The 23,821-nt window shown below is 72.2% G+C and carries 20 protein-coding genes; 13 read left to right on the forward strand and 7 right to left on the reverse strand.

Going from position 1 to position 23,821, the window contains the following annotated elements; translation table 11 throughout:
- Positions 1–419 precede the first annotated feature (419 nt).
- Positions 420–1,169: a ferritin-like fold-containing protein gene (locus tag ACWGIS_RS26080; protein WP_453364866.1), complete on the forward strand. Its 750-nt coding sequence runs from the start codon at positions 420–422 to the stop codon at positions 1,167–1,169.
- A 106-nt stretch (positions 1,170–1,275) separates the two neighbouring features.
- Here ACWGIS_RS26080 and ACWGIS_RS26085 read toward each other — a convergent pair whose 3' ends face one another.
- The 4 genes from ACWGIS_RS26085 to ACWGIS_RS26100 all read right to left on the reverse strand — a co-directional run bounded on the left by ACWGIS_RS26085 (position 1,276) and on the right by ACWGIS_RS26100 (position 3,113).
- Complete coding sequence (locus ACWGIS_RS26085) at positions 1,276–1,545, reverse strand: hypothetical protein (protein WP_355787777.1); 270 nt, start codon at positions 1,543–1,545, stop codon at positions 1,276–1,278.
- Positions 1,546–1,714: 169 nt separating this feature from the next.
- Positions 1,715–1,942 (reverse strand): DUF3107 domain-containing protein, encoded by a 228-nt coding sequence (locus ACWGIS_RS26090; protein ID WP_355787774.1) that lies wholly within the window; start codon positions 1,940–1,942, stop codon positions 1,715–1,717.
- Positions 1,943–2,084: 142 nt separating this feature from the next.
- Positions 2,085–2,726, reverse strand: coding sequence for a TetR/AcrR family transcriptional regulator (locus tag ACWGIS_RS26095; protein ID WP_453364867.1), 642 nt, complete (start codon positions 2,724–2,726; stop codon positions 2,085–2,087).
- Between the two features lie 168 nt (positions 2,727–2,894).
- A complete protein-coding gene (locus ACWGIS_RS26100; protein ID WP_453364868.1) occupies positions 2,895–3,113 on the reverse strand; it encodes a hypothetical protein in 219 nt (72 codons plus the stop codon).
- A 211-nt stretch (positions 3,114–3,324) separates the two neighbouring features.
- Between ACWGIS_RS26100 and ACWGIS_RS26105 the strand changes: the two genes are divergently transcribed.
- The 12 genes from ACWGIS_RS26105 (at position 3,325) to moeZ (ending at position 19,065) form a co-directional block, all read left to right on the forward strand.
- The gene (locus ACWGIS_RS26105; RefSeq protein ID WP_453364869.1) at positions 3,325–4,350 is read left to right on the forward strand and encodes an alpha/beta fold hydrolase; all 1,026 of its coding nucleotides are present in this window, start codon (positions 3,325–3,327) and stop codon (positions 4,348–4,350) included.
- Positions 4,351–4,358: 8 nt separating this feature from the next.
- On the forward strand, positions 4,359–5,984 hold the full coding sequence (locus ACWGIS_RS26110; RefSeq protein ID WP_453364870.1) for a DUF3152 domain-containing protein: 1,626 nt from the start codon (positions 4,359–4,361) through the stop codon (positions 5,982–5,984).
- A gap of 56 nt (positions 5,985–6,040) precedes the next feature.
- A complete protein-coding gene (locus tag ACWGIS_RS26115; RefSeq protein WP_453364871.1) occupies positions 6,041–6,133 on the forward strand; it encodes an Ms4533A family Cys-rich leader peptide in 93 nt (30 codons plus the stop codon).
- A 172-nt stretch (positions 6,134–6,305) separates the two neighbouring features.
- A complete protein-coding gene (locus ACWGIS_RS26120; RefSeq protein ID WP_453364872.1) occupies positions 6,306–8,024 on the forward strand; it encodes an ABC transporter substrate-binding protein in 1,719 nt (572 codons plus the stop codon).
- Between the two features lie 4 nt (positions 8,025–8,028).
- A complete protein-coding gene (locus tag ACWGIS_RS26125) occupies positions 8,029–9,021 on the forward strand; it encodes an ABC transporter permease (protein ID WP_453364873.1) in 993 nt (330 codons plus the stop codon).
- Entirely contained in the window at positions 9,018–10,034 is a 1,017-nt protein-coding gene (locus ACWGIS_RS26130) for an ABC transporter permease (protein ID WP_453364874.1), read from the forward strand. Before ACWGIS_RS26125 ends, ACWGIS_RS26130 begins: the two co-directional genes overlap by 4 nt.
- Positions 10,031–12,136, forward strand: coding sequence for a dipeptide ABC transporter ATP-binding protein (locus ACWGIS_RS26135; protein WP_453364875.1), 2,106 nt, complete (start codon positions 10,031–10,033; stop codon positions 12,134–12,136). The genes ACWGIS_RS26130 and ACWGIS_RS26135 overlap by 4 nt, the downstream gene beginning before the upstream one ends.
- A 190-nt stretch (positions 12,137–12,326) precedes the next feature.
- Entirely contained in the window at positions 12,327–14,087 is a 1,761-nt protein-coding gene (locus ACWGIS_RS26140; protein WP_453364876.1) for a DUF3492 domain-containing protein, read from the forward strand.
- A gap of 608 nt (positions 14,088–14,695) precedes the next feature.
- The gene (locus tag ACWGIS_RS26145) at positions 14,696–15,949 is read left to right on the forward strand and encodes a hypothetical protein (RefSeq protein WP_453364877.1); all 1,254 of its coding nucleotides are present in this window, start codon (positions 14,696–14,698) and stop codon (positions 15,947–15,949) included.
- A gap of 141 nt (positions 15,950–16,090) precedes the next feature.
- Positions 16,091–17,050 (forward strand): NAD-dependent epimerase/dehydratase family protein, encoded by a 960-nt coding sequence (locus tag ACWGIS_RS26150; protein WP_453364878.1) that lies wholly within the window; start codon positions 16,091–16,093, stop codon positions 17,048–17,050.
- Positions 17,038–17,787, forward strand: coding sequence for a spherulation-specific family 4 protein (locus ACWGIS_RS26155; RefSeq protein ID WP_453364879.1), 750 nt, complete (start codon positions 17,038–17,040; stop codon positions 17,785–17,787). The genes ACWGIS_RS26150 and ACWGIS_RS26155 overlap by 13 nt, the downstream gene beginning before the upstream one ends.
- Positions 17,788–17,886: 99 nt before the next feature.
- The gene (gene moeZ, locus ACWGIS_RS26160) at positions 17,887–19,065 is read left to right on the forward strand and encodes an adenylyltransferase/sulfurtransferase MoeZ (protein ID WP_453364880.1); all 1,179 of its coding nucleotides are present in this window, start codon (positions 17,887–17,889) and stop codon (positions 19,063–19,065) included.
- A 338-nt stretch (positions 19,066–19,403) separates the two neighbouring features.
- Here moeZ and ACWGIS_RS26165 read toward each other — a convergent pair whose 3' ends face one another.
- From ACWGIS_RS26165 to ACWGIS_RS26175, 3 genes are all read right to left on the reverse strand, one after another.
- Entirely contained in the window at positions 19,404–20,963 is a 1,560-nt protein-coding gene (locus tag ACWGIS_RS26165) for an alpha/beta hydrolase (protein WP_453364881.1), read from the reverse strand.
- A 116-nt stretch (positions 20,964–21,079) separates the two neighbouring features.
- On the reverse strand, positions 21,080–22,621 hold the full coding sequence (locus ACWGIS_RS26170; protein WP_453364882.1) for an alpha/beta hydrolase: 1,542 nt from the start codon (positions 22,619–22,621) through the stop codon (positions 21,080–21,082).
- Positions 22,622–22,901: 280 nt separating this feature from the next.
- Positions 22,902–23,816 (reverse strand): alpha/beta hydrolase, encoded by a 915-nt coding sequence (locus ACWGIS_RS26175; protein WP_453364883.1) that lies wholly within the window; start codon positions 23,814–23,816, stop codon positions 22,902–22,904.
- Positions 23,817–23,821: the final 5 nt, after the last annotated feature.

Raw genomic sequence — 23,821 nt, forward strand, 5'->3', positions numbered from 1 at the left:
CGGTCTCGGGAAGGATTCCGAGGTCTCGAAAAGTCGTAGTCAGGGTGCTGCCTCTTCTGTGTACGCGGTGCGAGGCGAGCGCGGGGGTCGTGTCTGGACCGTGCCGGGGACGTCGGCCGCTTTGCGGGCTGGCCGAGTGGCATGGGACCACTGCCGACGCTCGAGCGCTCGTACCGCTGAGGGTTCCTCCGGAGGCCGTACGCAAGGTGCCGTACGGACGTGGAGGGCTGTCGGGTCGGAGCCGATCGGGCCACCGACCGGGCATCCTCATTCACGCGGCCCGTCGAATGAATCGCCGGGCGCATTACCACCATACCCCGGAAACGCGCACACGCGATGGCCGATTTGGTCACATGGTCGTCGTCACAGTGATTGACCAGGGACTTCCGTGCCGCGGTGAGCGGGCTATTGTGCGCTTCATGACGACGCCTGACAACGCCGCTGCCACCCCCGCCGAAGCCACTCCCGCGGCCACCGGAGTCGCCGCGCAGAACTGGGACACGGCCTCCGCCGACCCCCAGTACCGCGCCGCGGTCGTGGACCTGCTCGGAGCGCTCGCGTACGGCGAGCTGGCGGCGTTCGAGCGGCTCGCCGAGGACGCCAAGCTGGCCCCCACGCTGTCCGACAAGGCGGAGCTGGCCAAGATGGCGTCGGCCGAGTTCCACCACTTCGAGCAGCTGCGCGACCGGCTGTCCGCCGTGGGCGCGGAGCCGACCGGGGCCATGGAGCCCTTCGTGGCCGCCCTCGACGGCTTCCACCGCCAGACGGCGCCCTCGGACTGGCTGGAGGGGCTCGTCAAGGCGTACGTCGGCGACTCCATCGCCAGCGACTTCTACCGCGAGGTCGCCGCGCGCCTCGACACCGACACCCGCGCGCTGGTCCTCGCCGTCCTCGACGACACCGGGCACGCCAGCTTCGCCGTCGAGAAGGTCCGGGCCGCGATCGACGCCGAACCGCGCGTCGGCGGCCGGCTCGCGCTGTGGGCCCGCCGCCTGATGGGCGAGGCGCTGTCCCAGTCGCAGCGGGTGGTCGCCGACCGCGACGCCCTGTCGACCATGCTCGTCGGCGGGGTCGCGGACGGCTTCGACCTCGCGGAGGTCGGCCGCATGTTCTCCCGGATCACCGAGGCCCACACCAAGCGCATGGCCGCCCTGGGCCTCGCGGCCTGAGCGTCTGCGGGCGCTCACGGGTGCTGACGACCGTCGAGCCGCCGGTGATTCCGGCGGCTCGACGAACGGTGACACGGACGGCCTCTCGGGGCCCCCGCGGGCGGTGCTACGCCGGCGCCGATCGGCGGCGGAATCGCTCCGCCGGACGGAGCAGCAGCGAGAGCGAGGCGGCCGAGACCGCGACCGCGCCGACGAGGGTCAGCGAGAAGTGGCCGGGGCCGAGCGCGCTGTGGGTCAGAAAGGCTCCGAAGAGTGCTCCCGCGACGCCCGTCGACAGCACCAGGCTGCGCGTGGGGAGCCGGTGGGGCAGGCGGTACGCCGCCGCCCAGGCCAGAGCGAGACCGAGGATCGCGGAGCCGAGCGCTTCCAAAAACATCGTGGGTTCCCTCCCGCACGGCTGGGGCAAATCGGTCGTAGTCGATCTACCCCGGGGGGCCGGAAAGCAACCCTCTCCTGTGCGGGAGATGTGCTCCGTCTGTGCAGTTCAGCTCATGAGAAAGGGGCCCGGCGGGCGATGCCGCCGGGCCCCTTCCACGCTGTCTCTTCTAGAGCGCGCTGAAGCCCACCTTGCGCGCGGTGGGCTCGCCGAGCTCCACGTACGCGAGACGGTCGGCCGGGACCAGGACCTTGCGGCCGTGGTCGTCCACGAGGCTCAGCAGCGCCGACTTGCCGGACAGCGCCTCGGACACCGCGTGCTCGACCTCCTCGGCGGTCTGACCGCTCTCCAGAACGATCTCGCGGGGCGCGTGCTGCACGCCGATCTTGACCTCCACGGCTTTGTCCCTCCGACGGTCAGTGATGTGCGCGTTCCTCGCGCCGTACGCTGCACACATTAGCCCGGTGAGGGGACGTACACGTTCCGTCCGAGAACGCCATCAGCGAACAGCGGACGGGAACAAACGCGCCCTCCGTACGTCAGTGGTGTTCGTTGCCGTGCAGCGGGAAGCCGGCGATGCCGCGCCAGGCCAGCGACGTGAGCAGCTGGACCGCCTGGTCGCGCGGCACACTGCGGTCGCTGTGCAGCCAGGAGCGGGCCACCACCTGGGCGAGGCCGCCCAGCCCGGAGGCCAGCAGCATCGATTCGGCCCGGGACAGGCCGGTGTCCTCGGCGATCACGTCGCAGATGGCCTCCGCGCACTGCACCGTGACCCGGTCCACGCGCTCGCGCACCGCCGGCTCGTTCGTCAGGTCGGACTCGAAGACCAGCCGGAAGGCACCGCCGTCGTCCTCGACGTACGCGAAGTACGCGTCCATCGTGGCCCGGACCCGCAGCTTGTTGTCGGACGTGGAGGCCAGTGCCGTGCGCACCGCCTCCAGCAGGGACTCGCAGTGCTGGTCCAGGAGGGCCAGGTACAGGTCGAGCTTGCCCGGGAAGTGCTGGTAGAGCACCGGCTTGCTGACGCCCGCGCGTTCGGCGATGTCGTCCATCGCGGCCGAGTGGTACCCCTGGGCAACGAAGACTTCCTGGGCCGCGCCGAGGAGCTGGTTGCGTCGGGCACGGCGCGGCAGGCGTGTGCCCCGCGGGCGTGCCGCCTCTGTCTGCTCGATGGCTGTCACGCCGCCTCCCAAAATCGTCCACATGCGGTGTGCGCCGCGCCGCCATCGTACTTTTCGGTAACCCCCGTGTGCGCGTCGCGAACGCACAATTTCACGGACCGGACAAGGGCGATAGCAGCGCAGAGGGCATCAAAAGGGGGCACGGCGGTCAGTGCGTCCGCCTCCCCGTCAACGGTAGTCGTCCTCGTCGAGGGTGACGACGCGTGCCTGCTCGGCGAGATCGGCCTCGTTGGCGCCGGCCGGGTCGGCGCCCGTGAGCGGATCGTCGCGGTCCGGAGCCACCTCCTTGTGCTGCTCGGCGGCGTCGGCCTCCGGAGTCTCCTCGGTGATCCCGGGAGACGTCTCCTCGTCCTCGAACGTCTCCGGATCCGTCGGGTCGATGGCCATGGCGGGCTTCCTTCCTCGAACGTGCTCGTACTGCCTGCGCGCTGCGAAGCAGGCCACCTATGGGTGCCCTGTTTCGAGCCCAGAAGACACCTGATCCGGACGCGATGCGATTCGGCGTCCGTTCGCGGCGCCCGGGCCAGGCCCCTGTACCCCTTGTCCTGTGACGGCGAACACATGAACCAGTGCGTGATCGTCTCGTAACATTGCCCGCATGTCTTCGACCGAGCTGCCGTCCGTGCTGGCCACCACCGTCACGCCGAGGGTCGGTTCCGTACGGGTCGCGGAGGGCGAGCGGCTGCGGTCGGTCGGCCTGCCGGGCGTCACCCTGACGGTGCGGTCGCGGCCGCCGGCCCGGAGCGGACTGCCTCCCGCCCTGTACGTGCACGGACTCGGCGGCTCCTCGCAGAACTGGTCGGCGCTGATGCCGCTGCTCGACGAGTTCGTCGACAGCGAGGCACTGGACCTGCCCGGCTTCGGGGACTCGCCGCCGCCGGACGACGGCGACTACTCGGTCACCGGGCACGCGCGCGCGGTGATCCGCTATCTCGACGCCTCAGGGCGCGGGCCGGTGCACCTCTTCGGCAACTCGCTCGGCGGAGCGATCACGACGCGCGTCGCGGCCGTACGCCCCGACCTCGTCCGCACCCTCACGCTCGTCTCGCCCGCACTCCCGGAACTCCGCGCGCAGCGCTCGGCGTGGCCGACGGCGATGCTGGCGATGCCCGGCGTCGCCGCCCTGTTCACCCGGTTCACCAGGGGCTGGACCGCCGAGCAGCGCGTACGCGGCGTCACGGCCCTCTGCTACGGGGACCCCTCCATGGTCACGCCCGAGGGCTTCCGCAACGCGGTCGAGGAAATGGAACGGCGCCTGGCGCTCCCCTACTTCTGGGACGCCATGGCCCGCTCCGCGCGCGGCGTCGTGAACGCGTACACCCTGGGCGGACAGCACGGGCTGTGGCGTCAGGCCGAACGGGTCCTCGCGCCCACGCTGCTCGTCTACGGCGGCCGGGACCAGTTGGTGGGCTACCGCATGGCCCGGCGGGCGGCCCGCGCCTTCCGCGACTCCCGGCTGCTGACCCTTCCGGATGCGGGTCATGTCGCGATGATGGAGTATCCCGATACGGTGGCCACGGCATTCCGTGAACTACTGGTCGACTCGGGCGAGCTGGACGGGTCGGCGGTCACGGACACCCCGGCCGCGAAGGACGGGGTCGGCAGCGCGAGCGCGGGGAGCTGAGGCGGGGCGTGGGACGTCACAGCCGCCGCGGGCGGGCCGACAAGAGCGGCACCGGCGGCAAGGCCAACGAGAAGCAGGCCGTTCCGAGAGTCATGCCGCCCCCGGCCGGAGCCGCGGCGCAGCCCCGCAGGGACGGGACCCCGCCCCGGGGCATGCCCCGAATGCCCGACGGCACCCCCGCGCGTGGAGTACCCCGACTTCCTGACGGCACTCCCGCGCGCGGAGTTCCTCGGGTCCCTGACGGGACGCCGGCTCACGGCGTGCCGCGATTCTCCGACGGGACCCCGGCGCACGGGGTGCCCCGTCTTCCCGACGGGACGCCCGCTCACGGCGTACCTCGTTTCGGCGACGGAACGCCCGCCCACGGCGTACCTCGTTTCAGCGACGGCACACCCGCGCGTGGTGTGCCGCGGCTCCCGGACGGCTCGCCCGCGCGGGGTGCGTCCCCGGTGCGCGGCGGGCACCCCGAGCAGCACGAGGTCGGGGGCGGCTGGGGCGAGCTGCGGACCGGCGCGCGGGCGACCGCCGGGCCCGGGTACGGGACGGCGCCGGGTCTGCCCGTCGTGACGTCTCACGGTGTCCCCCTCGGCATGCCGCAGGGTGCGCCCGGCGGGCGGTCCGGGCCGCGGATACCGCCACAGCGTGAGGACGTCCGCACGGGCGGCCCGCGACAGACCTTCCTCGACGCCTTCGACGAGGACGACGACGTCTTCGCGCCCGGCGGAAGGGGCGTGCGCGGCGCCGGTCCCTCGGCCGGGTCCGACGTCCCGGGCACCGGTCCCGGCGGGCCGGGGCTCCCGGGGACCGGGTTTCCGCGGAAGGCCGGAGGCGGCAAGGGCCGGACGTTCGCGGGGATCGCGGCCGCCGCGGTCACGACCGTGCTGGCGGTCGTCGTCGCAGGGCAGGTCACCGACGGGCGTGCGGACAAGACCGTGCGCGCGCAGGCGGCCGGTGCCGGTGGCCGGGACGCCAGGGACTCCGCCTCGCGCGGCGACCGCCGCCCCACGCCCACCGGGACGCCGAGCGCGGCGCCGCTGACGTACGAGCAGAAGATGGCGGAGAGGTACGCGCTCGGGGCGAAGTTCACGGGGTCCGGGAAGTTCGACGCGGTCCAGGGCTTCGACAAGGCGCCCGGCAAGGGGCGCAAGTACACCTACCGGGTCGACGTGGAGCAGGGCCTCGGGCTCGACGCCGGGCTGTTCGCCGAAGCCGTGCAGAAGACCCTGAACGACGACCGGAGTTGGGCGCACGACGGGGCCCGCACGTTCGAGCGGATCTCCTCCGGTGAGCCGGACTTCGTGATCACGCTGGCGAGTCCCGGCACCACCGCGGAGTGGTGTGCCAAGTCCGGGCTCGACACCACCGAGGACAACGTGTCGTGCGACTCGGCGGCGACCGACCGCGTCATGATCAACGCCTACCGGTGGGCCCAGGGCTCCGAGACCTACGGTGACCGGATCCACTCCTACCGGCAGATGCTGATCAACCACGAGGTCGGTCACCGGCTCGGCTACGGCCATGTGACCTGCGGCGAGGACGGCGATCTCGCGCCCGTCATGCAGCAGCAGACCAAGTTCCTCGACCACGACGGAATCCACTGCCGGGCCAACCCCTGGCAGTATCCCGGGAGTTGACGCCGGCCCCAGGGGCCGCGTTGACATCGGGCGAAAGTTCGTTCATATTTCTGCGCATGTCGCCTCGTCACACCTCCGCTTGCGCCGCCCTTGAGCTGGCGCTCATCGGTGTGACCGCGCTCTGCGTGGCCGACATTCACTGTCGCTGACGCCCGCCCCCGGCGCGTGCGTCACGTATCCCTTTTTCGGGTTCCGTCTGTCCTTCACGGTCGTTCTCTCGACGCGCTCTTCGACGCCCGGGGCGAGCTCTGCTCATGTTCGTCTCACTCTGTGTCGTTCCGTCTCGCCATCCGAGACATTTTTTCGAGAGGTCGTCTTCCGATGCGTCAACCGTCCCTCATAGCGCGCCGCGTGGCCGCGGTGTCCGTCAGCCTCGTCGTGGCAGCGGGTGCCGCCGCCTGCGGCCCTGAGGACAACGATGCCAAGGGCACCGGAGGCGACTCCGAGCCGCAGAAGGGAGGCACGCTGACCGTCCTGAACGCCAACCCGCAGGAGGACTTCGACCCGGCGCGCCTCTACACCTCCGGCGGCGGCAACGTCCCCTCCCTCGTCTTCCGCACCCTCACCACCCGCAACCGCGAGGACGGCGCGGCCGGCGCCGAGGTCGTCCCCGACCTCGCCACCGACACCGGCCGCCCGAGCAAGAACGCGACCGTGTGGACGTACACCCTGAAGAAGGGCCTCAAGTACGAGGACGGCAGCGCCATCACCTCCGCCGACGTCAAGTACGGCATCGAACGCTCCTTCGCCGCCGAACTCTCGGGCGGCGCACCCTACTTGCGGGACTGGCTGATCGGCGGCGCCGACTACCGGGGGCCGTACAAGGACAAGAAGGGCCTCGACTCGATCGAGACGCCGGACGAGCGCACCCTGGTCTTCCGTCTCAACAAGCCCGAGGGCGAGTTCCCCTACCTCGCCACGCAGACCCAGTTCACGCCCGTCCCGAAGGCCGAGGACACCGGCACCAAGTACGAGGAGCACCCCGTCTCCTCGGGCCCGTACAAGGTCGTCAAGAACGAGAACGACGGCGAGCGGCTGATCCTGGAGCGCAACACCCACTGGTCCGCGGCGACCGACGAGGAGCGCAAGGCGTACCCCGACAGGATCGACGTACGGTCCGGGCTCGACTCCTCCGTGATCAACCAGCGGCTGTCGGCGTCCCAGGGCGCGGACGGCGCCGCCGTCACCACGGACACCAACCTCGGCCCCGCCGAACTCGCCAAGGTCGGCGGCGACAAGGAACTCGCCTCGCGCGTCGGCACCGGGCACTTCGGTTACACGAACTACCTCGCCTTCAACCCGAAGGTGAAGCCGTTCGACAACCCGAAGGTGCGCCAGGCGATCTCGTACGCCGTCGACCGCTCGTCCGTGATCAACGCGGCCGGCGGTTCCTCGCTCGCCGAGGCCGCGACGACGTACCTGCCGAACCAGAAGTCCTTCGGCCACACGCCGTACGACCACTTCCCGGCCGGCACGTCGGGCAACCCGGCCAAGGCCAAGGAGCTGCTGAAGGAGGCCGGTCACAAGAACGGGCTCACGATCACGCTCACCCACTCCAACGCCAAGGACTTCGAGACCAGCCCGGAGATCGCGACCGCCGTCCAGGACGCCCTCAAGAAGGCCGGCATCACCGTCAGGCTCCAGGGCCTGGAGGAAAACGACTACTCCGACAAGGTCCACAGCGCCAGGACCGAGCCCGGCCTCTTCCTCGCCCACTGGGGAGCCGACTGGCCCTCCGGCGGCCCCTTCCTCGCCCCGATCTTCGACGGCCGCCAGATCGTCAAGGACGGCGCCAACTTCAACACCGGCTTCCTGAACGACCCTTCGGTCAACGACGAGATCGACGCCATCAACAAGCTGACCGACCTCGACGCGGCGGCCAAGCGCTGGGGCGCGCTCGACAAGAAGATCGGCGAGCAGGCGCTGACCGTGCCGCTGTTCCACCCCGTCTACAAGCGCCTGTACGGCAAGGACGTCAAGAACATCGTGATCAGCGACTGGACCGGCGTGCTGGACATCTCCCAGGTCGCGGTGAAGTAGCCCGATGAGTGAGGCCCTTGTGGTCTCGGAGGCAGCCGGGACGGATCCGTCCGTCCCGGCGGTCTCGGGGGCCCGACAGTTCTGGGGGCGGCTGCGTGCCCGGCGCGCCGCCCTCGTCGCGGCGGCCGTCGTGGCGCTGCTCGTCCTGGTCGCGCTCGCCGCACCGCTCCTCACGGCGGTCGAGGGGCAGGACCCGACGTCGTACCACCCCTCGCTGATCGACTCGGCGCGCGGCGGCGTCCCGCTCGGCTCGTTCGGCGGAGTGAGCGGCGACCACTGGCTCGGCGTCGAACCGCAGACCGGCCGCGACCTCTTCGCGCGGCTCGTGTACGGCGCCCGCGTCTCCCTCGGGGTCGCGCTCGCGGCGACGCTGGTACAGGTCCTCATCGGCGTCGTCGTCGGCGTCGCCGCCGCCCTCGGCGGCCGCTGGGTCGACCAGCTCCTCAGCCGCGCCACCGACGTCATCATCGCGATGCCGCTGATGGTCGTGTCCCTCGCGCTGCTCGCGATCGTGCCCGGCGGCTTCCCGCGGCCCGTCCTCGTCGCGCTGCTCATCGGGCTCGTGGCCTGGGGGTCGATCGCGAAGATCGTGCGCGCGCACACCCTGACCCTCAAGGAGCTGGACTACGTGGCGGCGGCGCGGCTCAGCGGCTGGGGCTCCTGGCGGGTCGCCCGCCGCGAGCTGCTGCCCGCGCTCGCCGCGCCCGTCATCACGTACGCCGCCCTGCTCGTCCCGATGAACATCACCGTCGAGGCCGCGCTCAGTTTCCTCGGCGTCGGCGTGAAACCGCCGACGCCCTCCTGGGGGCAGATGCTCACCGCGGCGGACGTCTGGTACCAGGCGGCACCGCAGTACCTGCTGCTCCCCGCCGGGTCGCTGTTCGTCACGGTGCTCGCGCTGACCGTCCTCGGCGACGGGGTGCGGACGGCGCTCGACCCGCGCGCCGCCTCCCGGCTGCGGATCGGCACCGGACGCAGGCAGGAGGCGAAGGCATGAGCGCGGTCCCCTTCACGGCCGGCTTCGCGGGCTTCGCCCTGCGCCGGCTGCTCGGAGCAGTCGTCACCCTGCTCGCCATCACCGTCATCATCTACGCGGTGTTTTACGTCGCCCCCGGAGACGTCGCCCAGATCACCTGCGGCCCCCGCTGTTCACCCGCCCAAGTGCAGCAAGTGGCCGATCAGTTGAAGCTCGGCGACCCGCTCTACCTGCGGTACTGGCACTTTCTCCAGGGCGTCTTCGCCGGCCAGGACTACTCCACGGGCACGTCCGTGCAGCACTGCGGCGCGCCCTGCCTCGGACTCTCGTACCAGAGCGACCAGCAGGTCACGCAGCTCATCCTGGCGAAGCTGCCGGTCACCTTCTCCCTCGTGCTGGGCGCCATGGTGCTGTGGCTGATCCTCGGCGTCGGCACCGGAGTGCTCTCGGCGTGGCGGCGCGGGCGGATCAGCGAGCGGGTGCTGACCGGTATCACGCTCGCCGGCACGGCCACGCCCGTCTTCGTCATCGGCCTGGTCCTGATGATCGTCGTCTGCGGGCAGCTCCAGCTGTTGCCCTTCCCGCAGTACGTGCCCTTCACCGAGGACCCCGAGCAGTGGGCCTGGAACCTGCTGCTGCCGTGGCTGGCCCTCGCGGTGATCGAGGCCGCCAAGTACGCCCGGCTGACCCGCGCCGCCATGCTGGAGACGCTCGCCGAGGACCACGTGCGGACCTTCCGCGCGTACGGCGTCGGCGAACGGTCGGTCATCGGGCGGCACGCCCTGCGCGGAGCCGTCGCGCCGGTCATCGCCCTGAGCGCCAACGACTTCGGGTCGGCGATCGGCGGGGCCGTGCTCACCGAGACGATGTTCGGCCTGCCCGGTCTCGGGCGCGAACTCGTGCACGCGGTGAAGGTCGTCGACCTGCCGGTGGTCGTCGGCATGGTCCTGGTGACGGGCTTCTTCGTGGTTCTGGCCAATGCCGTCGCGGACGTGCTGTTCGCGGTGGCGGACCGACGGGTGGTGCTCTCATGAGTTCTGGGAAGACCGACCGGGGTCCGGCCGGGGAGGACCACAAGGCCGTTGTGCACGGCTCGGGTTCGGACGGGGGCGTCGGCGGGCGCGGTCAGGAAGCGCGTAAGTCGGTGATGCGCGGCGGGGGTTCGCTCGGCATTGTCCCCGATATCGGTGGCGGGGAGGGGACTTGCGGCGCGGACCTCCCCGACTCCGTCGGCGGTGGGCGTTCGGCGGACGGGGAGCGGAGTCCCGCCGGGACCGGCACGCGTGACGGGGGGACGGGCACGCGTGACGGGGGGACGGGCGCCGGCCTGGTCGAAGTCAGCGGTCTCACCGTCGCGTTCGGGGACCTGCGTGCCGTCGACGGGGTGTCCTTCCGGCTGGAGAAGGGGGCCGCGCTGGGCCTGGTCGGCGAGTCCGGCTCGGGCAAGTCCACGGTGGCGTCCGCCCTGCTGGGGCTGCACCGCGGCACGGGTGCGCGCGTCGGCGGGGGGCTGCGGGTGGCCGGCGTGGACGTGGGGGCGGCCTCCGACGAGGAACTCCGGCACCTGCGGGGCGGGAAGGCCGCGATGGTCTTCCAGGACCCGCTGTCGTCCCTCGACCCGTACTACGCCGTCGGCGACCAGATCGCCGAGGTGTACCGGGTGCACACCCGGGCGTCCCGGCGGGCCGCCCGCGCGCGTGCCGTCTCCGTGCTCGACCGGGTCGGGATCCCGGACGCCGCACGCCGGGCCCGATCGCGCCCGCACGAGTTCAGCGGGGGCATGAGGCAGCGCGCGCTGATCGCCATGGCCCTGGCCTGCGAGCCGGACCTGCTGATCGCCGACGAGCCGACGACCGCCCTCGACGTCACCGTCCAGGCCCAGATCCTCGACCTGCTGCACACGCTGCGGGAGGAGACCGGCATGGGGCTGCTGCTCGTCACGCACGACGTCGGTGTCGCCGCCGAGAGCGTGGACGACGTGCTCGTCATGCGCCACGGACGCGCCGTCGAACACGGAACGGTCGGTGCGGTGCTCGGGGCACCGCGGGAGGCGTACACCCGGGAACTGCTGAGCGCGGTCCCGCGGGTGGACGAGCCGCGGACGGGCGATTCCGGCGCCGGCGAGCCGGGTGTGGAGGGGCCGCACGTCGTCGGGAGGGGAGCGGGCGGGCCCGGCGCGGACGAGCCCCGCGGGAGCGGGTCCCGGGGCGGCGAGTCCCGGGTGCGCGTTCCGGCGCCGTCCGCCGAGCCTTCGGCCGGGGGGCCGGGTGCGGCGGCCGAGCTTTCGACCGGACGGCCGGGCGCGGGGGCCGAGCTCCCTGACGGTGGTAGGGAGGCGGTCGGTGAGGTGGTCCTCGAAGCGGTGGGCCTGCGGCGCGAGTTCGGCCGCGGGAAGCACCGGTTCACGGCGGTCGACGACGTCACGCTGACCGTGCACCGGGGCGAGACCCTGGGCATCGTGGGCGAGAGCGGCAGCGGGAAGACCACGCTGGGCCGGATGCTGGTCGGCCTCCTGGAGCCGACGGCCGGCTCCGTCCGGTACCAGGGACGTGCGCGCTCCGGTGTCGGCCCGGCCGTGCAGATGGTGTTCCAGGACCCGGTCTCCTCCCTCAACCCCCGGCGCGGCGTGGGCGAGTCGATCGCCGATCCGCTGCGGGCCCGGGGCGAACGGGACGAGGACCTGATCAGGGGGCGCGTACGGGGGCTGCTGGAACGCGTCGGACTGGAACCGGCGCACTACGACCGGTACCCGCACGAGTTCAGCGGCGGACAGCGCCAACGGGTCGGCATCGCACGGGCCCTCGCCGCCGAGCCGCGGGTCATCGTGTGCGACGAGCCGGTCTCCGCGCTCGACGTCACCACGCAGGCCCAGGTCGTCGCCCTCCTCGGCGAACTCCGGCGCGAACTCGGGCTGGCCCTGGTGTTCGTGGCGCACGACCTCGCCGTGGTGCGCCGGGTCAGCGACCGGGTCGCGGTGATGAGCCGCGGCCGCATCGTCGAACAGGGCCCGGTCGACGAGGTGTACGAATCCCCGCGGGACCCGTACACCAGGCAGCTGCTCGCCGCCGTACCGGCGCTCGATCCGCAGGTCGCGGCGCGACGCCGGGCCGCTCGGCGCAAGCTGACCGCCGTCTGACGGAAAGTGACCGCATGATCCCTTAGCGCGACGGAACGCCGACCGCGCGGGAAAGTTACGACCGTTCACCCCTTTTGGTGGCGCGATGGACAACCGTCCGTCGCGCCACCGCCTTGTCCGCATACGTTCGTCCCGCTGCGAGCCGCCGGGCCAACGGCGGCTCCCCATACGGGAGATCGGGGGTGCACTCGTGCGCATCGGACTGCTTACGGAGGGTGGCTATCCGTATGTGAGCGGTGACGCCAGGCTCTGGTGCGACCGGCTCGTACGCGGGCTCGGGCAGCACGAGTTCGACATCTACGCGCTCAGCCGCAGCGAACAGCAGGAGGACGAGGGCTGGATCGAGCTCCCGCCCCAGGTCAGCCGGGTGCGGACCGCGCCGCTGTGGACGGCCGAGGACGACGGGGTGGTCCACGGCCGACGCGCACGCAGGCGGTTCGCCGACGCCTACGGCGAACTGGCCGCGCTGGTCTGCGCCGGACCAGCGGGCGCCGACGCGGCGGGGTCCTCCGAGGGCCCGGAGACCGCTGACGGCGTTGAGGCGGACCGTTTCGGCAACGCGCTGTACGCCCTCGCCGAACTCGCCCGGGACGAGGGCGGACTGATCGGTGCCCTGCGATCCGAGGCCGCCGTACGCGCCCTGGAGCGCGCCTGTCGTGCGCCCGGCGCGCTCCGGGCGGCCCGCACCGCCCGGGTGCCCGACCTGCTCGCCGTCGCCGCCCACTTCGAACGGGCACTGCGCCCCCTCTCCCTCGACTGGTACGAGGACGACGGGCTCGGCTCGGCCGACCTCTGCCACGCCGCGGCCGGCGGCTCCGCCGCGCTGCCCGGGCTGCTGGCGCGCCACTTCTCCGGAGTCCCACTGCTCGTCACGGAGTACGGGGTCCAACTGCGGGCCCACTATCTCGCCTCGACCCAGGCACCCCCGGCGGTACGGTCGCTGCTCGCCGCCTTCCACGGCAGGCTGGCCTCCGAGGTCTACCGCCGGGCCTCCTTCATCACGCCCGGCAACACGCACGCCCGCCGCTGGCAGGAGCGCTGCGGCGCCGACCGCGCCAAGCTGCGCACGGTCTACCCGGGCATGGACGCCTCCCGTTTCGCGGAGGTCGGCGAGAACCCGGAGGGCGCGGCCGGCGCGGACCCCGACACGCTGGTCTGGGTCGGCCGCATCGAACCGGCCAAGGACCTCATCTCCCTCCTGCACGCCTTCGCCGAGATCCGCAGGGAGGAACCGAAGACGCGGCTGCGCATCGTCGGCGCCGCCGCGGGCGCGGAGGGCGCCGCCTACCTCGGCCACTGCAGGGCCCTGGCCGCGCAGCTCTTCCCCGACGAGGCGGAGGGCGTGCACGCGGTCGGCGACAACCCCGTGTCCTTCGAGGAGATCGGCGGCCCCGAGGTCCCGAGCCTCGCGGAGGCGTACGCGGCGGGCGCCGTGATCGTCCTGTCGAGCGTCGTCGAAGGCTTCCCGATCAGCCTGGTCGAGGCCATGTTCTGCGGACGCGCCACGGTTTCCACAGACGTCGGCGCGGTCGTCGAGGTCATCGGCGGCACGGGGCTGGTGGTGCCCCCGCGCAATCCGCGAGCGCTCGCCGAGGCGTGCGTGGCGCTGCTGCGCGACCCCGAGCGCCGTGAGCGGCTCGGCGCCGCCGCCCGCGCCCGCGCCCTCGAACTGTTCACCGTTGAGCAGAACATCGCGGCATTTCACGGCATTTACCTGGAGATCGTCTCGCACTCCCCGGTACGGCGGGTCGTCGTCGACGAGACCGGCGAACCGCTGCCCTTCGGCGTCCCGGCCGAGGCCCATGTGCCCGGCCGCTGGACCGAGTCCCGCCTGATGGCCGCGGGCCGGCCGTGCTGGGCGGCGGGCGCACCGGTACGCGCCACGGTGACCGTCCCGGCCGTCGCCACGGTGCCGGCGCCCCAGGCGGTCCCGGCCGGGGAGGGCGTGTGATGAGCGGCGCGGGCGAGGCGACCGACCTCGGTGGCATCAGCGGGTTCAGCGGACCGAGCGAGCCGGGCGAGGGCGCCGGACGAGCGGGCGGGGCGGGTGAGGTCCTGCCCCCGGAGGACCGGAGTCGGCTCGACGCGGGGGAAGTCACCGACGGACTCGGTGGGCTCGGGTCGCTGGGTACCGGGCAGTTGGCCGGGGGAACCGGCGGGCTCGGTGGGGCGGTGGAGCCGGGGAGGTTCGGTCGGCTGGACGGAGGTCAGGTCGCCGACGGGGGTCAGCTTTCTGACGGGCTCGGCGGGCTGGGCGGGTTGGGTGCCGGGGAGTTGGCGGGGGAGCCCGGCGGGCTTGGTGGGCCGGTGAAGCCGGGGAGGTTCGGTCGGCTCGACGGGGGTCAGGTGGCCGACGTGCTCGGCGGGCTCAGCGCCGGGGAGTTGGCGGGGGAGCCCGGCGGGTTCGGTGAGGCGGAAGCTGTGAAGAAGCCCGGTCGGCTGGATGCGGTCCAGGCGGCCGACGTCCCGTCCGGCGCCGCGTTCGAAGGCCGCACCGGAGGAAGGGGGGACGCGGAAGCTCGCTGGGACGCCCATGCGAGCCGGGGTCCCGGTGTCCAAGTGGGCGCCGAAGCCGAGAGCGGCACCGGGGTGAGCGGGAACGTCGAAGTCGGAGTGGGCGCCGAAGCCGAGAGCGGCACCGGGGTGAGCCGGAACGTCGAAGTCGGAGTGGGCGCCGAAGCCGAAGATCGCACCGGAGTGAGCCGGGGCCCCGGAGTCCGTGGGGGACTGGGCGTCGGGTCGCGGGCCGCGAGCCGTCGGGGTGCCGTCGACCCCGTGAAGGCCCTGATGCACCGGCACCGCGAACTCTGCGAACGCGCCGTCGACCCGCTCGAGATCGCCGCCGGCCTGGAGGCGCACGGCGTGACCGACCGCACCGCGGCCCGCTTCCGGCACCGCGACGTGTTCTCGCTGGCGGAGGAGATGTACGCCCGCGTGTCCCGCGACGGGGAGCCGACGGCACGGCCCGAGACGGCCGACGCTTCCGGCGCACCCGCCCGCTGGGCCGCGCTCGCCCTGCTCCCGGGCGCCCTGTGCGCGGCGACCGTGGCCGGACTGCGCCTCACCGACGGGCAGCCGCGCCTCGCCGTGGCCGCCGCCGGTGTCCTGGCCGTCGCGATCGGCCTGCGGTTGGCCCTGCGCCGGGGACCCCTCAGCGCCCCGGACCGCAACACCTCCCGCGCCTGGATCTGCTGGCTCCTCACCTACGCGCTGGTCGGCGACGGACTGCTGGGCGCCGGCATCGAGGGCGGCCCCGACGGGCCCTGGCCCCTGGCCCTCGCACCCGTCCTGGCCCTCACCCTCTCCTGCGCCCCGGCGGCCTGGTGCGCCCACGTCTTCGCCGTACGCGCCCGACGTCGACTCACCGCGAGCCGCGGCCTGGAGGAGTTCGCCGACTCCGTGAAGCCCCTGCTGCTGGGCACCTTCGGGCTCTTCCTCTGCGCCCTCGGCGCCCTGCTCGCCCTGTGCGGGGCGCTCCTCGGGGAGCCCGCCGCGTACGCCGGAGCCGGCGCCCTCGGAGCACTGCTCCTCCTCGCCCGGCTCCTGACCGCCCACGGCTTCACCCACGCCCCGGCCGTCGTGCTCGCCGCGGCGGGCGCGGCCGAGGCGACCGCCCTGTCGTCCGTCTTCGCCGGCCGCCTCCCCGGCTGCTCCCTCCTGTCGGCACCGGTCGAGGCCGTCGTCGTCGCGGGCGGACCCGGGGCCGTCCCGGCCGTCGTCTGCGGGACGGCCGCCCTCGTCCTGCTGATCCACGCCACCCGCACCCTGACCCGCGCCTCGGCCCACGCGACACCGGCCGGAGCGACACCGTGAGGCCGGCAGCCGGCCCGCGCACCCCTTGTCTCCCGCGGGGCCGACACCGCGGGCCTTACTCCCGATCCACGGCACCACCCCTGAAGGAGAACTCCAAATGATCACCTCCCGAACCGGAGAGTCCGCCCCGGGAGCCGCCCGATGAGGGTCCTGCTGATCGGAGCCAACGGATATCTCGGCCGCTTCGTCGCCGACCGGCTGCTCGCCGACCCGGCCGTCCAGCTCACCGCGCTCGGCCGCGGCGACGACGCCGACGTACGGTTCGACCTCGCCTCGGGCAGCCCCGGCGCCCTCACCCGCTTCCTCGACGCGGTGCACCCCGGAGTCGTCGTCAACTGCGCCGGCGCCACCCGCGGCGGCGCCCGCGAACTGACCCGGCACAACACCGTCGCCGTCGCCACCGTGTGCGAGGCCCTGCGCCGCAGCGGCTGCGGGGCGCGGCTCGTACAGCTCGGCTGCGGTGCCGAGTACGGGCCGAGCCAGCCCGGCTCCTCCACGGCCGAGGACGCCGTACCGCGCCCCGGCGGTCCGTACGGCGTCAGCAAACTCGCCGCCACCGAACTGGTCCTCGGCTCCGGTCTCGACGCCGTCGTCCTCCGCGTCTTCTCGCCCGCGGGCCCCGGCACCCCCGCCGGATCCCCCCTCGGCCGCCTCGCCGAGGCCATGCGCCGGGCCATGCAGGCCGGCGACGGCGAACTCAAGCTCGGCGGGCTCGGCGTCCAGCGCGACTTCATCGACGTCCGCGACGTCGCCCGCGCCGTCCACGCCGCCTCCCTCTCCGCCGCCCAGGGCGTCATCAACATCGGCTCGGGGCGCGCCGTCCGCCTCCGCGACGCCGCCGCCGTCCTCGCGCGGGTGGCCGGATACGGCGGGGCGCTGCACGAGCTCGACGGACCGCCCGGCCCGCTGCGGCCGTCCATCGTGCACCCCCGCAGCGAACCAGACCACGTGCCCGCCGCCGCCTTCCCGTACCCGGACGGCTGCGGCAGCTGGCAGCAGGCCGACGTCCGCACCGCGCGCGACCGGCTCGGCTGGCGGCCCCGCATCAACCTCGAGGAATCCCTCGCCGACATCTGGATGGAGGCGGCATGCCGTATCTGACCCGCTCCGCGGCAGGCACCGCCCGCACCGGTCTGGACGTCGGCCTCGGCATCCCCGGCTACGCGCACCCCCTCGTCGCCCCGCTCGAATGGGGCGAACTGACCCGGCCCGGCACCCCCCTGCACTGGGTCGTCCTGAACATCGCCAAAGGGCCCGGCACCCGCCCCGACCCGCGCTGCCTGGAGGCGACGGGACGACTGCGCAACGCCGGAGTCCGGGTGCTGGGGCACCTGGACACCGCCTACGGCGCCCGCACCTTCGGCGAACTGGTCTCCGACGCGCACCGGTACCTCGACTGGTACCAGGCCGACGGCTTCTATCTGGACCGCTGCCCCACCGGGCGCGCCGCGCTCCCCGAGATCCGCCGCGCGGTGACCACACTGCGCGCGCTGCGCGACAAAGGTCACATCGTGTTCGGCCACGGCACGCACCCGTACCCCGGATACGCCGAGAACGCCGACCAGTTGGTGACCTTCTCCGGGCCCTGGACCGACTACCGCTGGTCGCAGGTGGCCGAGTGGACGGCCGACCATCCGCCCGAGCGCTTCTGCCACTTCGTGCACGGCGTGCCCCGCGGCCACCTGGACGAGGCGCTGCGGATCGCCCGCTGGCAGGGCGCGTCGACGATCTACTTCACCGACCGCCTCGACCACGGCGGCCGCGCCGACCCCTACGCGAGCATGCCCGGCTACTGGGACGAGATCGTCTCGCGAGTCGGAACGGGTGTCTCGGAATGAAGATGGCCGTGGCAGTGTTACGGGGAGAACGACCTCCCCCGGTCTCGGCTGCGCCCGAGCGGGGGGACACCCATTGATTGACCGATTAACGGAGTAACCGTGTCGCTGCCACCCCTGGTCGAGCCGGCTGCCGAGCTCACCGTAGACGAGGTCCGCAGGTACTCCCGCCACCTGATCATCCCGGACGTCGGGATGGACGGGCAGAAGCGGCTGAAGAACGCGAAGGTGCTCTGTGTGGGCGCCGGCGGCCTCGGATCGCCGGCACTGATGTACCTGGCCGCCGCGGGCGTCGGCACGCTCGGCATCGTGGAGTTCGACGAGGTCGACGAGTCGAACCTGCAGCGCCAGATCATCCACAGCCAGGCGGACATCGGCCGCTCCAAGGCCGAGTCGGCGCGGGACTCGGTGCTCGGCATCAACCCGTACGTGAACGTCGTCCTCCACGAGGAGCGGCTCGAAGCCGACAACGTGATGGACATCTTCAGCCAGTACGACCTGATCGTCGACGGCACGGACAACTTCGCCACCCGGTACCTGGTCAACGACGCGTGCGTGCTGCTGAACAAGCCGTACGTGTGGGGCTCGATCTACCGCTTCGACGGCCAGGCCTCGGTCTTCTGGTCCGAGCACGGCCCGTGCTACCGCTGCCTCTACCCGGAGCCCCCGCCGCCGGGCATGGTCCCCTCCTGCGCCGAGGGCGGCGTCCTGGGCGTGCTGTGCGCGTCCATCGGTTCCATCCAGGTCAACGAGGCCATCAAGCTCCTCGCGGGCATCGGCGAGCCGCTCCTCGGCCGCCTGATGATCTACGACGCCCTGGAGATGCAGTACCGCCAGGTGAAGGTCCGCAAGGACCCGAACTGCGCGGTCTGCGGTGAGAACCCGACCGTCACCGAGCTCATCGACTACGAGGCCTTCTGCGGCGTCGTGTCCGAGGAGGCCCAGGAGGCGGCGGCCGGCTCGACGATCACTCCGAAGCAGCTCAAGGAGTGGATCGACGACGGCGAGAACATCGACATCATCGACGTCCGCGAGATCAACGAGTACGAGATCGTCTCGATCCCCGGCGCCCGGCTGATCCCGAAGAACGAGTTCCTCATGGGCACCGCCCTGGAGAGCCTCCCGCAGGACAAGAAGATCGTCCTGCACTGCAAGACGGGTGTCCGCAGTGCGGAAGTGCTCGCCGTGCTGAAGTCCGCGGGCTTCTCCGACGCAGTGCACGTCGGCGGCGGCGTGATCGGCTGGGTCAACCAGATCGAACCGGACAAGCCGATCTACTAGGCGTCCGAACCGGTTCGCCGGACGTACGGCCTTCCGAAAGGGGCTCGGCACCACGCGTGCCGGGCCCCTTTCCCGTACCGAGGCGGGTACCGGGGCGCTTTCTGGTGCCGAGCCCCGTGCCGGGTCTCCCTCCCGTACCGGGGCGAGTAGCGGGCCCTTTTCCAGCACCGAGGTCCGGACCGAGCCCTTTTCCCGTGCCCAGGCCCGTGCAGGGTCTCCTTCCCGTACCGGGGCGAGTAGCGGGCCCCTCTCCGGTACCGAGGTCCGTGCCCGTGCCCGTGCCCCCAGGGCGGTTCCGGCCGGTCCGGGTGTCGTGTACGGGCCGGCCGAGTCCCGCCCTACGAGCAGACCTTGCCGTCCTTCGGCACCGTGCCGTCCAGCAGATAGCCGTTCACCGTGGAGTCGACGCAGTCGCTGCCACTCCCGTACGCCCCATGGCCCTCGCCCTTCCAGGTGAGGAGCACGCCCACGTCCTTGCCCAGCTCGTCGGCCATCGCGCGGGCGCCCTCGTAGGGCGTCGCCGGGTCCCCGGTGTTGCCCACGAGCAGGACGGGAGCCGATCCGGCCGCACCGACCTCCGGGGTGTCGTACTGACCGGCGACCGGCCAGTCGTGGCACCAGCCCGCCGTGTCCCAGCCCATGAAGGCCCCGAAGACGGGCGAGATCCTCTCGAACTCCGGCAGCAGCTTCTTCGACTCCTCGGGCGTCAGCCGCTGCTTGTCGTCCAGGCACGATATGACCCGTTGGGAGTGGGTCGTCGTGCCGTAGTGCCCGGAGGCGTCGCGTTCGTTGTAGCCGTCGGCGAGCGCCAGCAGCTGGGAACCGTCCCCGCTCTCGGCGGCCTTCAACGCGCTGGTCAGCGTGGGCCAGGCCTGCTCGCTGTAGAGCGGCAGGACGATACCGGTCACCGCCAGCGTCTGCGTGAGTTCGCGGCCCGGGGACGCGGGGAGCGGCTTCGCGTCGAGCCGCTTCAGCAGGTCCACGATCTTCCGGGAGCCCTGCTCCGGGTCCTGGCCCGTGGACTTCAGATAGGCGTCCAGGGCGCGCTGGAAGCCCCGGGTCTGGTTCTTGGCGTGGCCCACCGTGTCGGCGCTCGGGTCGACGACGGCGTCCAGGACGAGGCGTCCCACGTTCTTCGGGAACAGGTGGGCGTACACACCGCCGAGCTCGGTGCCGTAGGAGATGCCGAAGTAGTGCATCCTGCGATCGCCGAGGACCTGGCGCATCAGGTCGAGGTCGCGGGCGGTGTCGGTCGTCGAGACGTGGGAAATGAGCTTGCCGGCGTTCTTGCGGCAGCCCTGGCCGAAGTCCGTCGCGTCCTTGAGATAGGTCTTCTCCTCGACCGCGTCGTCCGGAGTGGCGTCCACCGACTCGGCGGCCTGGATCTCCTTGTCGCCGCGGCAGCGCACGCCCTCGCTGGCGGCGACTCCGCGCGGGTCCCAGCTCACCAGGTCGTAGCGCTGGTGGAGCTTGGAGACCGCGTTCGCGTAAGAGGGCAGCGTGGCGACGCCCGAGGCACCGGGGCCGCCGAAGTTGAAGACGAGGGAGCCGATGCGCTTGCTCCGGCCGCCCGTCGCCTCGGCGCGGATCAGCGCGAGGTCGATGGTGTCGCCGTCGGGCTTCGCGTAGTCCAGGGGCGCCTTGAGCGTCGCGCACCGCCACGCGTTTCCGGGGGCGGGGGCGTCCGACGTGGCCTTGCAACGGCCCCAGTCGAGCTTCTGCGCGGTCAGTGAGGACGGCAGCCGCGACGACGTACCCGAGGAGGACTCGGCGGCGGAGGAGTCGGAGCGGTCCTCCGTGGCTCCGCCCTTGCCTTCGCCGGACGAGCCGTCACTGCAGCCGGCCAGCAGCAGTGCCGCAGCGGCGGTCACCGCCGTCCACCGTGCGAAACGTGCCATGTGCTTCCCCCCTCGCCAGTGGTCCGCCGGAAGTCGCGGATCACACGCAAGCCATAGTAGGCGCCGTCGCCCGACCGCCGTCACGGCCTGTGGATAACCTTTTGACCTGCGACTTCCTAAGAGCAGACGGTTCCGGCGGCGGGCACGGTCCCGGCCAGGAGATAGCCGTCGACCGCCTGGTGCACGCACTTGTTCCCGCTGTCGTAGGCGCCGTGCCCCTGGCCCTTGTACGTCAGCTCGACGCCGACTCCCCGGCCCAGCGCGTCCGCCATCTTCTTCGCTCCCTCGTACGGGGTGGCCGGGTCGCCGGTGTTGCCGACGACGAGGATCGGGGCCGAGCCGGGCGCGCTCACGTCGGGGTGGTCGGCGGCGCCCGCGACCGGCCAGTCGCTGCAGCCGACCATGCCCCAGGCCAGGTAATCGCCGAACAGCGGGGAGGCGGACCGGAACGCGGGCAGCCGGGCCTCCACGTCGGCCGTCGTGTACCGCGCCTTGTCGTCGGCGCAATTGATGGCGACGTTCGCCGCGGTGATGTTGCTGTACTGGCCGTTCTCGTTGCGGCCGTTCATCGAGTCGGACAACAGCATCAGGACCTTGCCGTCACCGTCGTACGCCTCCTCCAGCCCCTGGGTGAGGTACTCCCAGAAGTCCTTGGAGTACAGGGCCTGGGCGATGCCGCCGGTGGCCGCGGTCTGGGTCAGTTCGCGGGGGAAGACACCGGGGATCGGCTTGCGGTCCAGGTCCGCCAGCAGTTTCGCGATGCGGTCCTTGACGTCCTGCGGGGAGTCGCCGACCGGGCAGCCCTCCGCTTTGCCGGCGCAGTCCTCGGCGAAGTTGTCGAGCGCGAGCTGGAAGCCCTTGGCCTGGCCGAGGGAGCCCTGTTCCGGTGTCTGGGTCGGATCGACGACGGCGTCGAAGACGGCACGGCCGACCTTCGTGGGGAAGAGGTGCGCGTACACACCGCCCAGTTCGGTGCCGTACGAGACGCCGAAGTAGTACAGCTTGTCGTCGCCCAGCACCTGCCGCATCAGGTCCATGTCGCGGGCCGCGTCCGTGGTCCGCACGTGCGGCAGGGTCCGCCCGGAGTTCTTCTCGCAGGCCGAGTTGAACTGCTTGGTGTTGTCGAGCAGCTCGGTCCGCTCGGCCGCGTCGTCCGGCGTGGCGTCCTGCTGGAAGTACGCGTCGAGCTGCTGGTCGTCCTCGCACTCGACCCCCGCGCTGCGGCCGACCCCCCGGGGGTCGAAGCTCACCAGGTCGTAGCGGGTGCGCAGTTTCGCGTAGTCCTCCCCGAAGGCGGGCAGCGTGGTGACGCCGGAGCCGCCGGGACCGCCGAAGTTGAAGACGAGTGAGCCGATCCGCTTGCTCTCGGCCCCGCTGGTCCGCGCGCGGATCAGCGCGATGCCGATCGTGTCTCCCTTCGGGTCGTCCCAGTCGAGCGGCGCCTTCATGGTGGCGCACTGCCACTCCGCGCCGCCCGGCAGCGGTGAGGGGGCGTTGCCGCCGCCCTCGGACTCGGAGGGCGCCGGACACTCCTTCCAGCTCAGCTTCTGGGCCGTCAGGTCCTCGTCCTCGGAGTCGTCGTCGCTGCAGCCCGTCAGCAGGGACGACAGCAGTACGGCGGCGGTCAGGGCAGCGCGCAGTCGGGGCGGGGTCGGCATGATCCCATCCTGAGGTCGCGCCGGACGGGACGCTCGGGGCACGGGCCGTGCGGGTGAGGGCACCCGGTGCGTATGCGATCACCCGGGTACGCGATCACCCGGGTACGCGATCACCGGATATGCGATCGCGCGGGTGGGCGATCACCCGGGCACGCGCCCAGGTGTGCCGCCGAGGTCCCGGCGTTCGCCCGGAAGGCGTGCCGGGTGTCGCGCGGCAGGCGGGACTTCGCGCGACCCGCGTCTAGTGCCGTGACCGCATAGGTTCGCCGGTTCGTATGCCTTACAGGTTGTTCGCATAGAAGCTGACGAGTCGTTCGACGGCCGCGTCGACGTATTCGGGCTCGTCGTACATCTCGTAGTGGCCGGCGCCGTCGATCACCATGAGGTCGACGGGGTCGGGGGCCAGCTTCCACAGCCGCATGCCGGTGTCGTAGGAGCCGGTGTTGCCGATGCGTCCGGCGAGGATGACCTGGAGTGGCTGGGTCATGAGTTGATCGGCCAGGTGGAAGGCGTCATAGCCCAGCAGGAGGGAGTCGCTGCGCAAGAGGCGCCGGTTCGTGGAGTGTTCGTTACCGCCGCGCTCGGTGCGGTAGTAGGTGACGGCCTGAGTGGTGTCGATGTCGGTCAGGCCCGCTGCCGCGGCGTCCTCAAGGGTGTCGGGCAGCCAGTTCACGCGGGTCGTCCCGCCGGAGCGGGCCTCTTCGGTGCGTGCGTCCGCGAGGGAGTCGAGTGCAGCGGCCGGACCGTCGGGGGAGAAGCTGCGGAACGCGGCGCCGATGTTGACCGGGACGACCGTGCCGACCGCTTTGATGCGGTGGTCCGTGCGGGCGGTGTGCACGGCGTAGCCTCCACCGGCGCAGATGCCGAGGACGCCGATGCGCTGCGGGTCGATGCCGGGGGTCGTGGTGAGCACGTCGATGGCGTAGGAGATGTCCTCACCGCGGCGATAGGGGTCTTCGAGGTCGCGGGGCTCGCCCTCGCTCTGGCCCTGATGGGCGGGGTCGAAGGCGAGCGCCGCGATGCCGCGGGTGGCGAGACGGGAGGCGTAGTTGGCGCCGATCTGCTCCTTCACGCTGCTGCCCGGGGTGGAGAGCACCACGGCGCGCAGCGGTGCGCTGCTGTCGGCGTTGTCCGGCAGGTGGAGGTCCCCGGCGAGGTTGATGCGACCGCGCGGGATCGAGAGGTGCTGAAGCATGCCTG

This window comes from Streptomyces sp. NPDC054842 (assembly GCF_053611025.1).